The organism is Chryseobacterium sp. RR2-3-20 (assembly GCF_017808115.1).
In the GTDB taxonomy this organism is placed as follows: Bacteria; Bacteroidota; Bacteroidia; order Flavobacteriales; family Weeksellaceae; genus Chryseobacterium; species Chryseobacterium oryzae.
On record NZ_JADQBD010000035.1, the window covers coordinates 19,232 to 32,456 of the forward strand.

At 34.2% G+C, this 13,225-nt stretch carries 13 protein-coding genes; 6 read left to right on the forward strand and 7 right to left on the reverse strand.

Features of this window, described 5'->3' with window-relative positions:
* The first annotated feature begins 13 nt into the window (after window positions 1-13).
* On the forward strand, window positions 14-1,162 hold the full coding sequence (bshA, locus tag IV513_RS09375) for an N-acetyl-alpha-D-glucosaminyl L-malate synthase BshA (protein ID WP_209390314.1): 1,149 nt from the start codon (window positions 14-16) through the stop codon (window positions 1,160-1,162).
* A 68-nt stretch (window positions 1,163-1,230) separates the two neighbouring features.
* Here bshA and ctlX read toward each other — a convergent pair whose 3' ends face one another.
* The 6 genes from ctlX to IV513_RS09405 all read right to left on the reverse strand — a co-directional run bounded on the left by ctlX (window position 1,231) and on the right by IV513_RS09405 (window position 7,866).
* A complete protein-coding gene (gene ctlX / locus IV513_RS09380; RefSeq protein WP_209390315.1) occupies window positions 1,231-2,154 on the reverse strand; it encodes a citrulline utilization hydrolase CtlX in 924 nt (307 codons plus the stop codon).
* A 79-nt stretch (window positions 2,155-2,233) separates the two neighbouring features.
* On the reverse strand, window positions 2,234-3,148 hold the full coding sequence (locus tag IV513_RS09385; RefSeq protein ID WP_209390316.1) for a dimethylarginine dimethylaminohydrolase family protein: 915 nt from the start codon (window positions 3,146-3,148) through the stop codon (window positions 2,234-2,236).
* A 206-nt stretch (window positions 3,149-3,354) separates the two neighbouring features.
* Entirely contained in the window at window positions 3,355-3,693 is a 339-nt protein-coding gene (locus IV513_RS09390; protein WP_209390317.1) for a DUF3817 domain-containing protein, read from the reverse strand.
* Between the two features lie 40 nt (window positions 3,694-3,733).
* Complete coding sequence (gene nadD, locus IV513_RS09395; RefSeq protein ID WP_209390318.1) at window positions 3,734-4,321, reverse strand: nicotinate (nicotinamide) nucleotide adenylyltransferase; 588 nt, start codon at window positions 4,319-4,321, stop codon at window positions 3,734-3,736.
* Window positions 4,322-4,435: 114 nt separating this feature from the next.
* Window positions 4,436-6,148: a single-stranded-DNA-specific exonuclease RecJ gene (gene recJ / locus IV513_RS09400; RefSeq protein WP_209390319.1), complete on the reverse strand. Its 1,713-nt coding sequence runs from the start codon at window positions 6,146-6,148 to the stop codon at window positions 4,436-4,438.
* Window positions 6,149-6,243: 95 nt separating this feature from the next.
* Entirely contained in the window at window positions 6,244-7,866 is a 1,623-nt protein-coding gene (locus IV513_RS09405) for an ABC-F family ATP-binding cassette domain-containing protein (protein WP_209390320.1), read from the reverse strand.
* Window positions 7,867-7,985: 119 nt separating this feature from the next.
* Here IV513_RS09405 and smpB point away from each other — a divergent pair, with 119 nt between their 5' ends.
* The 5 genes from smpB to IV513_RS09430 all read left to right on the forward strand — a co-directional run bounded on the left by smpB (window position 7,986) and on the right by IV513_RS09430 (window position 12,773).
* Entirely contained in the window at window positions 7,986-8,444 is a 459-nt protein-coding gene (gene smpB, locus IV513_RS09410; RefSeq protein ID WP_209390321.1) for an SsrA-binding protein SmpB, read from the forward strand.
* Window positions 8,445-8,521: 77 nt separating this feature from the next.
* Window positions 8,522-10,000, forward strand: coding sequence for an OmpA family protein (locus IV513_RS09415; protein WP_209390322.1), 1,479 nt, complete (start codon window positions 8,522-8,524; stop codon window positions 9,998-10,000).
* A 92-nt stretch (window positions 10,001-10,092) separates the two neighbouring features.
* A complete protein-coding gene (locus IV513_RS09420; protein ID WP_209390323.1) occupies window positions 10,093-10,836 on the forward strand; it encodes a YebC/PmpR family DNA-binding transcriptional regulator in 744 nt (247 codons plus the stop codon).
* A gap of 139 nt (window positions 10,837-10,975) precedes the next feature.
* On the forward strand, window positions 10,976-11,800 hold the full coding sequence (locus IV513_RS09425; RefSeq protein WP_209390324.1) for a UDP-2,3-diacylglucosamine diphosphatase: 825 nt from the start codon (window positions 10,976-10,978) through the stop codon (window positions 11,798-11,800).
* Window position 11,801: 1 nt separating this feature from the next.
* Window positions 11,802-12,773 carry a glycosyltransferase family protein gene (locus IV513_RS09430; RefSeq protein ID WP_209390325.1) on the forward strand — a complete coding sequence of 324 codons (972 nt, stop codon included), beginning with the start codon at window positions 11,802-11,804 and terminating at the stop codon, window positions 12,771-12,773.
* Here IV513_RS09430 and IV513_RS09435 read toward each other — a convergent pair.
* Window positions 12,762-13,052: a GNAT family N-acetyltransferase gene (locus IV513_RS09435; RefSeq protein WP_209390326.1), complete on the reverse strand. Its 291-nt coding sequence runs from the start codon at window positions 13,050-13,052 to the stop codon at window positions 12,762-12,764. The two genes, IV513_RS09430 and IV513_RS09435, sit on opposite strands and share 12 nt — an antisense overlap.
* Between the last annotated feature and the right edge of the window lie 173 nt (window positions 13,053-13,225).

Consider the following 13,225-nt stretch of genomic DNA (forward strand, 5'->3'; position numbering starts at 1 on the left):
ATAATATAAAAATATGAAAATAGGAATACTTTGCTACCCAACTTACGGCGGAAGCGGAATTGTAGCTACAGAACTTGGGATGTCTCTTGCCAATAAAGGGTATGAAGTACATTTTATTAGTTCTGCACTTCCTGCAAGATTAGATATAACCAATCCCAATATTTTTTTTCATAAGGTAAATGTACAGACTTATCCTCTTTTCCAATATCAACCTTACGATATTGCATTAAGCTCCATGATTTACCGGGTGGTTAATCTCTACAAGCTCGATCTTCTTCATGCACATTATGCAATTCCTTATGCGTATGCTGCTTTTACGGCAAAACAAATGCTGAAAGAAGACGGCAATGATATTCCTTTGGTCACTACTCTCCACGGAACCGATATTACCTTGGTTGGGCAACATCCAAGCTACAAACATGCGGTAGAATTCTCCATCAACCAATCGGATGCGATTACTTCTGTTTCTGAAAGTCTTAAAAAAGACACCTTACAGTTTTTCAATATTAAAAAAGAAATTCAGGTGATTACCAATTTTATTGATAATTCTGAGTTTGATGAATGCAATGATTGCCAAAGAACTCAGTTTGCCAATCCCGACGAAAAGATTCTCATCCACGTTTCAAACCTCAGACCTGTAAAAAGGGTTGAAGAAGTATTGCAGATTTTCAAAAATGTAGAAAGAAAAGTAAAATCTAAGCTCATTATTATTGGGGAGGGACCAGAAATGGAAAAAGTGAACCAGTTTTTGGAAGAAAACCCACATCTGATTTCAAAAATAAGACTTTTAGGAAAAGTGAATGATCTTTATAGAATTTTACAGCTTTCTGATGTATTTTTACTGCCTTCTGAACAGGAAAGTTTCGGTTTGGCGGCTTTGGAAGCAATGGCTGCGTATACTCCGGTAATAAGTTCCAACGCAGGAGGAATTCCGGAAGTGAATATTCAGGGAGAAACCGGTTATCTTGCAGAAATTGGAAATGTAGAAGCAATGAGCAATTACTGCATTAAATTATTAAGTAATGAAGAGCTTTTAGCTCAAATGAAAATTAATGCTAAAGAGCAGGCTGTAAAATTCGACCTTAAAAATATTCTTCCTGTTTACGAGCAAATGTATAAAACAACCATTGAAAGGTTTAAAGAAGAACTAACTTCGTCATAAATCTATGATCTATTAATAAAGATATTTTTATAAATAACAAACCCATCAATAATTTGATGGGTTTGTTATTATTTTTTAGGTAAAAAAATCTCTGCGAGCATACAGCGTGCACTTCCTCCGCCATTTACTTCAATTGTATGGAGATCCGAATAGATAATTTCACAATATTTTTCAATATTTTCAATCTGATTTTTATCTAAAGATTGGTATGCAGTCTGGCTCATTACCAAAAACTTTTCACCCTCATTATTTTGTAACTGAAGCATATTTCCGGCAAACTGTTGCATTTGCTCTTCGGTAATTTCTATAATTTCTTTTCCCGAATTTTTAATGGTTTCAATCACTTTGCTTCTTTCCAGTTCATCGTCAATACAATCTAAGCAGATGACTACAAAGCGGTCTGCAACGCACATCATTACATTGGTATGGTAAATTGGCAGTCTTTCGTCTCCAACCGTCTGAAAAGAATGGAAAACGATGGGCTGGAACCCGTATTTTTCGCAAAATTCTCTGAAAATATGTTCGTCTAATCTTAAAGAAACAGATCCGTAAGCAATTTTATGATCATGATCGAAAATCATGCTTCCTGTTCCTTCCAAAAAATGACCCTGAGTTTCAGGAAAAGACCAATCATCTATTTCTGAAACTTCAAAACCTTGGTTTTTAATGGTTTCTATGATATCTTCTCTTCTTTCCACTCTTCGGTTGGATGCAAACATTGGGTAAAGAACTACTTTTCCGTCTTTATGAAAACTTACCCAGTTATTAGGGAAAATAGAGTCTGGAGTATGAGGATCTAAAGTATCTTTAATGCTGATAACATTAATACCTTTACTTTTCAGTTTTTCAGCAAAAACTTTAAATTCAGCTAAAGCTTTAGACTGTATATCTGCTCCTTTTTGTTCAATCTGAAAATAATTATTCTCTGCCGTTTCTGCATTATATCCGAATGCAATAGGCTCTATCATTAATACCGTATCTGTTGTCTGCATATTTTATTTTTTTTGAATTTTGCTGAACTTCCGTAACAAATTTTTGCTTTAAAATTTATAATTCAGTTACTAAACTCTATTATTCTCTAACCAATGGCATGGTAGAACAACGAAGGAGTCCGCCCATTTTAGAAATTTCTCGGTAAGGAATTTCTTCCACAGTGATTCCCCATTCGTTTCTAAAATGATTATTCATTCTTGTAAAAGTTTTATCTGAGACGATAACTTCCGGCGAAATAGAGAAAATATTAGGAAACATTTCAAACATTTCTTCGTCTGTAACGTGGAAGCAGTTTTCTTCTCCGAAAATATCAATAATTAAATTATAATCGCTTTCATCTACAAATCCGTTCTTATAAATAATGCATTTGTCTTTCCCAACCGGATTAAAAGTACAGTCTAAATGTAAAATTCCCTGATATGGCTCTTTGTCATTTTTTTTCAGCTCCAGATCAATAATTCTCTTTTTCGGAAAATATTCTTTAAGAATTTCAATTGCATATTCGTTGGTACGTGCTGTTTTATAGCTTCTGTAATCTTCACTAAAGCATGTTCCTATGAAAAGAAAATCGTTCCAAACAATTACATCGCCTCCTTCAATATGAGCAGTTTCCGGTAGGTTGATAATTTTTCTCCATTCTACCTTTTCAAAAACTTTTTTGTATGCATCCTGCTCATCGGCTCTGTCTGTAATTACATTAGAAATAATCATTTTGTCGTCTATAACGAACGCGACATCTCTTGCAAAAACCTGGTTGTAATCTTCAATAATATCGGGACGGAAAACCTGTACATCGTATTTCTTAAGAACGGCTTCAAAAGCATTCATTTCGCTAATGATATCCTGTTCTTTAGGGTAAATATTGTGCTGTATAGTATGATAAGATTTGGCATCGTAACTTTCTTCCAGAGTAGGAACCGATCCCATAGAACTTGGCTGTCCCAGTACAACAGATTTTAATCTTCCTGTTTCGTTTTTAATATTTAATTTCATAAATAATGAGAATTAAGCAAATATAAACAAACGAAGGCTAAAGGAAAAGTTTTTTGCTTTACGGAAATCAGAAGAAAATTTCAGGAATTTTGAAATTGGAAGAAATGCAATTTAAATCATCTGAAGTTTAAATAAAATTCAGATAGAATTATTAAGATTGATGTTTTTTGTGAGGATAAAATCTTCCGATTTTATTTGCGGAATTTTTATTCTCTGTCAAAACGGGCAAGTTTTTTATCAATCCAAATCGTTGCAAAAGGGCAAAATGCAGCAATAATAGTAAAAACAGTATCTTCATCATCCCACTGATATATTTTTCTCATCGAAGAAAGAAAAAGCAGATACATAGAGAAGAAAAGACCGTGCAAATTTCCGATTACAATAATGTATATTGTAGGTAATATACTTTCTTTGTCGGTACGAATCCAGATCATGGCTGTAAAAAGAAAAAACCAGGAAACGGCTTCTGCAAGACAGATTCGCTTAAACCATCTTATCATCTGTTCCTGAGAATATTTTGAAAAAAACTGTTCTATAAAATTCATTATTAACTAACTTTAAAAGTTATTGTTTGGGCATCTGCATTTAATCTCTATAAAAATTGCTTCCGTCTAGATAATCGAAAACTTCCGGCGGCAACATTGGTCTAACATTCTTTCCGTCTTTAATCATATTTCTTATTTCTGTGGCAGAAAGCTCAATGATGGGAGCATGTATTACAGAAATATTATCGTGTTGGATGTTAGAAGTTTCTTTTGCCTGATTTGTGTCTATTCTTGGGTAAACAATTATATGATGATTTTCTATGAGAAGATCAGCATTTTTCCATTTGTGAAGAGAGTTTAAATTATCTTCACCCATAATAAGGCTGAAAGAATAGTTTGGATATTTTTCTTTTAAATAAGTAAGAGTATCTATGGTATAGCTGGGTGTGGGAAGTCCGAATTCTACATTAGAAGCTCGCATAGAAGGATAATTTTTTATTGCAAGTTCTACCATTTCTAGTCTGTTGTTATCTTTTAAAAGAGTTTTTTTCTCTTTGAAAGGATTTTGGGGACTCACTACAAACCAGAGCTCATTCATGTCCGAATTTTCCAGAATATAGTTTGCCAAAATTAAATGCCCAATATGTATAGGATTAAAAGAACCGAAAAATAAGCCGATTTTTTTCATTTTTAGAACTTTGAAATTATTGTAGCTTCTGGTTTTAAATTAATTATTTTGAATTTAGAATTGAACTTTCAAATCAGTTTTAAGTTTAAAACGGAACTTTCCGTATAATTTACCTTAATCTCTGAATTTTACGTCTTTTATATTCAGGCAGTGGGTAACATTTCCTTTCCAATGATTTTCTTCGAGAGTAAAGGCGATATCGAAAGATTTACTTCTGAAATCATCAGCAAACTGTCCCAATTTAAAGCCAATACATTCAATATTTCTACCGGTAGATTCTTGTTTGATGTAAAATTTAAGGTGATTATTATCTTTTCCCATCGTTTTTACATACCCTGAAATTTTTTGGTTTTTCAAAACAAGATTAGGCTTCATATTGTGAGGTCCAAAAGGGGCAAGCTTTCGGTGAAAATTAATAAAATCACGGTTAATTTCATCAATATGAACCTCAGAATCTATCGTAATAGAAGGTTCTTTCTGATGTTCCTGAATTTTTTCGGCAACTATTTTTTCAAATTTAATTTTGAATTCCTCAAACTTGCTTTTTTCCATAGAAAGTCCTGCAGCTGCATGATGACCGCCGAATTTCAGGAAATATTCCGAACACATATCCAATGCTTCATGTACATCAAAATCGGATACAGACCGAGCCGAAGCCACCATTTCACCATTATTACCGTCTGTAAAAACCAAAGTAGGTTTATAATACGTTTCGGTAAGCCTTGAAGCAACAATTCCTATAACGCCTTTATTCCATTCCGGATGATAAACGATGGTAGAAAATTTGGTTTCCTGCTGAGATTCTATAATTTGGTTGAGTGCCGAAAGAGTAGAATTCATGTCCAGCTCTCGCCTTTCATCATTCAGATTCATGATATCGCTTACAATTTGATGGGCATGTTTCAGATTATCCGAAACCATGAGTTCAACAGCAGCTTTACCATGTGAAATTCTTCCTGCAGCATTAATTTTTGGAGCGATTTCAAAAACAATATTAGATATTTCGAAATGAGATAATTTATCTTCAGGAATTAAAAGTCTAAGCCCCATATTTCGGGTTTTTCTCAGAGTTTTAAGTCCCATTTTTGCCAAAACTCTGTTTTCGCCCGTCATAGAAACGATATCTGCTGCGATAGAGATAGCCAGAAGATCTGTAAGCTCAAAAAGTTCTGCTTCTGGAATTTTGTAAATTGTATTAAGTCCTTGGCAAAGCTTAAAACCAACACCACAACCCGAAAGTTCTTTAAAAGGGTATCTGCAATCGCTTCTTTTAGGATCGAGAACTGCTGTAGCATTCGGAATTTCTTCTCCCGGCAAATGGTGGTCGCAGATAATAAATTCAATATCCTTGCTTTTGGCATAATTAATCATGTCGATTGCTTTTATACCGCAATCTAAAGCAACAATAAGGGTGAAACCGTTTTCTTTGGCGAAATCTATTCCTTCGGTGGAAATACCGTAACCTTCGGAATTTCTGTCGGGAATATAAAAATCTAAATATTTTTTCTGAACAATTTTACTCAAATAAAGATACATTAAGGCAACAGCAGTGGTTCCGTCTACATCGTAATCTCCATATACCAATATTTTTTCTCCGTTTTCGATAGCTGTAGCAATGCGTTCTACCGCTTTTTGCATGTCTGCCATTAAAAAAGGACTGTGGATATCGGTCATATTGGGTTTGAAAAATTCTCTTGCCTTCCGATAATTGTCAATTCCTCTGAGAACTAGTAGTTTGGATTCAAATGTTCCAAAACCAAGTGACGAACTTAATCCATCCACAATTTCTTCATCGGGTTCGGGCTTGTAAATCCATTTTTGACTCATTTCACAAAAATAGGGAATTAAAATTTAAAAGTACAGTTTATTGCTTACGTTAAATGTTAAAAAAAACCGTTCAGAAATTGAACGGTTTTAAATAGTTAAGAATACATTTTTTCTCTTAATTCTTTTACCTTTTTATCGGCTAGATATTCATCGTAAGTCATTTCTCTATCGATAATTCCTTTTGGAGTCAGTTCGATAATTCTGTTACAGACTGTGGAAAGCATTTCGTGGTCATGAGAAGCCAATAAAATATTTCCTTTGAAGTTAGACAAAGAGTTGTTCAAGGTAGTAATGCTTTCAAGGTCTAAGTGGTTTGTAGGTTCATCTAGTAAAAGAACATTGGCTTTCTGAAGCATCATTCTACTGAACATACATCTCATTTTTTCTCCTCCCGAAAGCACTTTACAAGATTTTAAAGCCTCATCTCCAGAGAAAAGCATTCTTCCCAAAAATCCTCTTACGAATTCTTCGTGACGCTCTTCATCATTTTTCGTGAATTGTCTTAGCCAATCTACCAAGCTTAAATCTTCCTGAAAGAAGTTGGTGTTATCCAAAGGCATGTGAGACTGGTTGGTGGTAACTCCCCAAGCAATGCTTCCTTTATCGGCTTCGGTATTTCCAGCTAAAATTTCGAAAAATTCGGTAATTGCTAATGAGTTTTTAGATAAAACAGCAACTTTATCGCCTTTTTTAAGATTTAAGTCGATGTTTGAAAACAATAATTCTCCATCTTTTGTTTTTTCTAAACCTTTAACATCTAAAATTTGGTCACCTGCTTCTCTTTCCATTTCAAAAATAATGGCAGGATATCTTCTTGAAGAAGGCTTAATATCGTCGATGTTTAATTTGTCGATCATTTTTTTTCTTGCCGTTGCCTGTTTAGCTTTTGCAACGTTAGAACTGAATCGTGCAATAAAATCCTGAAGCTCTTTCTTTTTCTCTTCTGCTTTTTTATTAGCCTGAGCTCTTTGTCTTGTTGCTAATTGCGAAGCCTGATACCAGAAAGAATAGTTACCTGTATAAAGATTCAGTTTAGCATAATCTAAGTCGCCGATGTGTGTACAAACCGTATCTAGGAAGTGACGGTCGTGAGATACAACGATTACGGTATTTTCATAATCTGCTAAGAAATCTTCTAACCAAGAAATTGTATCAATATCCAAGTCGTTCGTAGGCTCATCAAGAATAAGTACATCCGGATTTCCGAAAAGTGCCTGAGCAAGTAGAACTTTCACTTTGTCTTTGTTTTCAAGTTCGCTCATTAATTGCCAGTGCATATCGTCTGTAATACCAACGTTAGAAAGCATGGTTTGCGCATCAGATTCTGCAGTCCATCCTCCCATTTCATCGTATATTACACCAAGTTCACCTGCTTTAATCCCGTCTTCATCAGAAAAATCTTCTTTCGCATAAAGCGCATCCATTTCTTCTTTTATCTCGAATAATTTCTTGTTACCTCTCAAAACCGCTTCAAGCACCGTATATTGGTCATAAGCAAAGTGATCCTGCTCTAAAACCGACATTCTTTTTCCTGGTTCCAGCGAAACATGTCCAGTGGTTGGATCTTGCTTTCCGGTTAATATTTTAAGGAATGTAGACTTTCCTGCCCCATTTGCTCCGATAATTCCGTAGCAGTTTCCTTTCGTAAACATAATGTTTACCTCGTCAAAAAGAACTCTTTTCCCGAATTGTAAAGATAAGTTAGATACTGTTAACATATAGTTTTGTAAATTTGGCGCAAAATTACGAAAAGAAATTGGGTAATTTATAATATTGTAATAGTCAAGTTTTTATACGAAAGCAAAATTTGTATATTTAACTTATAAAATTAGAAATAATGAAGATTGAAAAAACCGTAAGAATACTTAATAAAAGAGCCCGATTTGAGTATGAAATTTTAGAAGAAATAGAGGCAGGTATGGTCTTGACGGGTACAGAAATAAAATCTTTACGTTCTTCCAAGGCTTCTATTACAGAATCGTTCTGTCAGTTTATTGATGGGGAATTGTACATTATAAATATGATGATTGATGAGTATAAATTAGGTACTTTTTACAACCACAAAACAAAAAGGGAACGAAAGTTGCTGTTGCACAAAAAGGAATTGGCAAAATTCGAAAAAAAGCTGAAAGATGCAGGGAATACGATTGTTCCTTTAAAGCTTTATATTAATGATAACGGTAAGGCTAAAATATTGATAGCCTTAGCAAGAGGAAAAAAACTCTTCGATAAAAGGGAAGCCATTAAAGATAGAGAAAATAAAAGAAACCTCAGTAGAATATTAAAGAAAAGTTAAAAATCATCTTGAAAACTTTGTTTATAAAGAAAAATTATATTTATTTTGCAATATCAATTATTTAATCATTTAATTCTATGAAAAATCTAAAATTAGGAATTTCAGCATTGGCGCTTACTGTCGCTTCTACTGTGTTCGCTCAGACTACCAACAATCCGTGGATGATCGGAGTTGGTGCTCACGCGGAAAATCACCTTGCACAGGGAAGTAATTTCAGTAATACATTCTCTGCTACAAATTTGACGAAGACTATGTTCAATACGAGCAACTTCTCAATCACTCCACCATTGTCTAAATTAACTGTTGCCAGAAATATTGGTAAAGGTTTTGTAATTGACTGGCAGACTACTGTTGGTAATGTTGAAAACAAGAGATTCAACATGGGGAAAGAATTTTTCCTACAAACAGGTCTTGGTTTACAGGTGAAAGCTGCAGGTATTCTTTGGAACGAAGAATCTTGGTTTGACCCTTACTTAAGAGTTGGTGCTAACTATTTAAGACATGATCATACTTCTCTTTCTTTCCCAAGAACTGATGCTAATGGTGTTTATGTTTTAAATGGAGAGAACGGAAATGAAATGGGTAAAGCAAACTTCTTTAGCGTTGCTACTGGTGCTGGTCTTAACCTTTGGCTAACTAAAAACTTCGGTTTAGGTGTACAAGGTGATTACGTATCAACTCCAGGAGACAAATCTAATGTTGCTAACTTCTGGCAAGCTTCTGCTTCTTTGAACTTTAGATTCGGGAACAGAGATAGAGATAAAGATGGTATCTTAGACAAAGACGATTTGTGTCCAGATACTCCAGGTTTACCAGAATTCCAAGGATGTCCTGATACAGATGGGGATGGAGTTCCAGATAAAGACGATCAATGTCCAGAAGTTCCTGGTCCAGTTGAAAACAATGGTTGTCCTTGGCCAGATACAGATGGTGACGGTGTAATCGACAAAGATGATGCTTGTCCTACAGTAGCAGGTCCTGCTGAAAACAACGGTTGTCCTTGGCCAGATACAGATGGTGATGGTATCTTAGACAAAGATGATGCATGTCCTACAGTTCCAGGTGTTCCTGAATTCAACGGATGTCCTCCTCCACCCAAACCAAAACCAGTTGCTGTTGCAGTTACTGAAGAATTCAAAGATTTATTGTTTGATTTCAACAAAGCTACAATCAAAAAAGAATCTAGTGGTAAATTAGATACAGCTGCTAAAATCATTAAAGAAGCTCCAGCTGAAAACTTTGTAGTCATCGGTATGACTGATGCTAAAGGTTCTGTTGCTTACAACTTGAACTTATCTAGACAAAGAGCTGCTGCTGTAGTTGCTGCTTTAGAAGCCAGAGGTGTAAATCCTTCAACACTTAAGTCTATCGGTATCGGATCTCAAGAAGCTACTGTACCTGCAACTGCAAGTGATGCTGCAAGACAAAAAGACAGAAAAGTTATCGTAAGAGCTATCTCAGGATCTGAGTGGGAAACTTACAAAAAATCTGACTTGCCTGCTACTCCTAAAAAGAAAGCTGCTACTAAAAAAGCAACTTCTAAAAAAAGAAAATAATTAAATTTTCTAAATAATTAATACCTCTGGTCTTCCAGAGGTATTTTTTTTGTTGTTGATTTTAAGTAATTTTGTGAAAATTTTAAAAACAAATGGGAAGAGCGTTTGAATATAGAAAAGCCTCTAAAATGGCTCGTTGGGATAAGATGGCTAAAACTTTTTCTAAAATAGGAAAAGATATTGCATTGGCTGTAAAAGCAGGTGGTCCTGATCCGGAATCTAATCCGGCGTTAAGAAGATGCATACAAAATGCAAAAGGGGCAAATATGCCGAAAGATAACGTAGAAAGAGCCATTAAAAAAGCTAGTGGTGCCGATGCCGAGAATTATGAAGAAATTACCTATGAAGGTTATGGACAAGGAGGTGTTGCATTTTTTGTGGAATGTACAACCAACAATACAACCAGAACAGTTGCTAATGTAAGAGCTGTTTTCAATAAGTTTGATGGCAATCTTGGCAAGAACGGAGAGCTTGCATTCATTTTCGATAGAAAAGGTATTTTTACAATCGACTTATCCAAAATCACTATGGATTGGGACGATTTTGAAATGGAAATGATTGATGGTGGCGCTGAAGATGTTGAAAAAGATGATGAAGAAGAAGTAATGGTTACTACAGCTTTCGAAGATTTTGGTTCGCTTTCTCATAAATTGGACGAATTGGGTATCGAAGCTAAAAGTGCAGAGCTGCAAAGAATTCCAAACAATACAAAAGAGGTTTCTGAAGAGCAGTTTAAGGCAAATATGAAAATGCTGGAGCGTTTTGAAGAAGACGATGATGTACAAAACGTATATCACAATATGGAAATTACAGATGAGCATTTAGAATCTCTGTAAAAAATAATATTACATTCATATACAATTAATCTTCAATTGTTTTCTTTGCAAAAGAATCAATTGTGCAATCGCCATATTTGGTAACAGAAAATACTGATTGATGGCGACCACATTTGGTTTGAAAGATAAATAACTGCAAATGAAACGAGATGTTGAATTGGTTGTAATTTCGGATGTCCACTTAGGAACTTATGGATGTAAGGCTAAAGAACTTTTGCGGTATCTCAATTCTATTCAACCGAAAACACTGGTTTTAAATGGTGATATTATAGATATTTGGCAGTTCAAAAAGTCTTACTTCCCTAAGCCTCATCTAAAGATTATTAAAAAAATAATCTCTTTAGCTACTAAAAGTACCGATGTTTACTACATAACTGGTAATCATGATGAATTTTTCAGAAAATTTACAGATTTTGAGCTTGGAAAACTTAAAGTCTGCAATAAATTGTGTCTGACTGTAAATACCAAAAAAGCCTGGATATTTCACGGCGATGTTTTCGATGCTTCCGTTCAGCATTCTAAGTGGATTGCAAAACTGGGAGGTAAAGGATATGATCTTCTTATTATCATCAACAATTTGGTGAATTGGTTTCTTGATAAATTAGGCAAAGAAAAATATTCTTTTTCAAAGAAAATTAAAAACAACGTAAAAAAAGCAGTAAAATATATAGGTGATTTCGAGCTCACTGCTTCAGAACTTGCTATTGATAATAATTACGATTATGTAATCTGCGGACATATCCATCAGCCTCAGATACGTGAAGTTGCTAATAAAAAAGGTTCTTGTACTTATCTCAATTCAGGAGACTGGATAGAAAATCTTTCAGCTTTGGAATTTCATAATAACGAATGGAAAATTTTCTATTATGAAGATCATAAACACATGCTGAAAGAAGATGATTCTGAGGAAATCCGAGAAATCAACAATAATGATTTAATGAAAATAGTAACCCAGTTTACATAAGATGAAAGTTTTGTATGCTTTTCAGGGAACGGGGAACGGACATGTGGCAAGAGCACAGGAAATTATCCCTATTCTTAAAAAATATGCATCAGTAGATACATTAATAAGCGGACATCAGTCGCAGTTGAAAGCAGATTTTCCCATAGATTTTTCTCACAGAGGCATTTCGTTGCTTTATAATAAAACAGGCGGTATTTCCTACAAAAAAATTCTTTTCCAAAATAATTATCTTCAAGCATTCAAAACAATAAAAAACATCAATCTCAGTCAGTATGATTTAATCATCAACGATTATGAACCCCTCACAGGATGGGCTTCTAAACTGAGAAATTTGAATATGATTGAATTGAGTCACCAAGCTTCAATGAGTTTTGAAGAAACTCCCAAACCTCTAAAAAAGGATTTTTTCGGAGAACTGATTCTTGAATATTATGTTCCAAGTGAACGAAAAATAGGTTTTCATTTTGAAAACTATCATCCTCAAATAAAAAAACCGGTAATACGAGATAAAATCAGGAATTTGAATCCACAACAAAAAGGATTTTATTTGGTGTATTTGCCTAGTTTTTCAGATGAGAATATTTTTAAAGTACTCAGTGAAATTCCAGTAGAATGGAAAGTTTTTTCGAAAAATAGATTGTCTTACGAAAGAAATAAAAATATAGAATTTTTCCCAGTTGATGAAGTAAAATATCTAAAAAATTTCGAGAACTGCGATGGTATTTTGTGCAACGCAGGTTTCGAAACTCCTGCTGAAGCATTATTTATGGATAAAAAATTATTTGTAATTCCTATTCATAACCAATATGAACAAGAATGCAATGCGGCAGCGTTAGATTTGATGGGAGTGTCGAATTCGAAAATTTTATGTAAAAATGAAATTGAAATATGGCTGAATTCTCAACTTCATTTTAAAGTAGATTATCCTGATGATATTGAAAATATTCTTCTGAAAGATGTTTTAGTTCTGTAAAAAAACATCTTCTACGTCGTTCATTCTTCTCATTACGGCTCTTGCGTAAGAACAGTGTGGATAGACTTTCCAATTGTTTTCTCTTGAAAATTTAATAGCCTCTTCTACTAAAAATTTCCCCATTCCCCGACCTTCAAATTCTGGATGTACTAAGACAAAGGAGATAATTAGCTTATGCTGATCAGGGAAAATAGTGTACGTTAATCTCCCAACTTCTTTTATTTCATTGCTTAGCGTGATAACTCCGCCATTTCCGGATTTGTTATTTTCGAATTTCATAACTTGTCAATTTGTAATTTCTTTATAAAATACAAAAATTGAACCGCAGAAATTTTCATAAAGATTATTTCAGACCAATACTGTCCTAAATAAAAATTATTAAAAATAGAAACAGCCTAAATACCTATTTTACATTTAGCTTTACATTTAATTTCAAAAAAGAACCCCTTGAT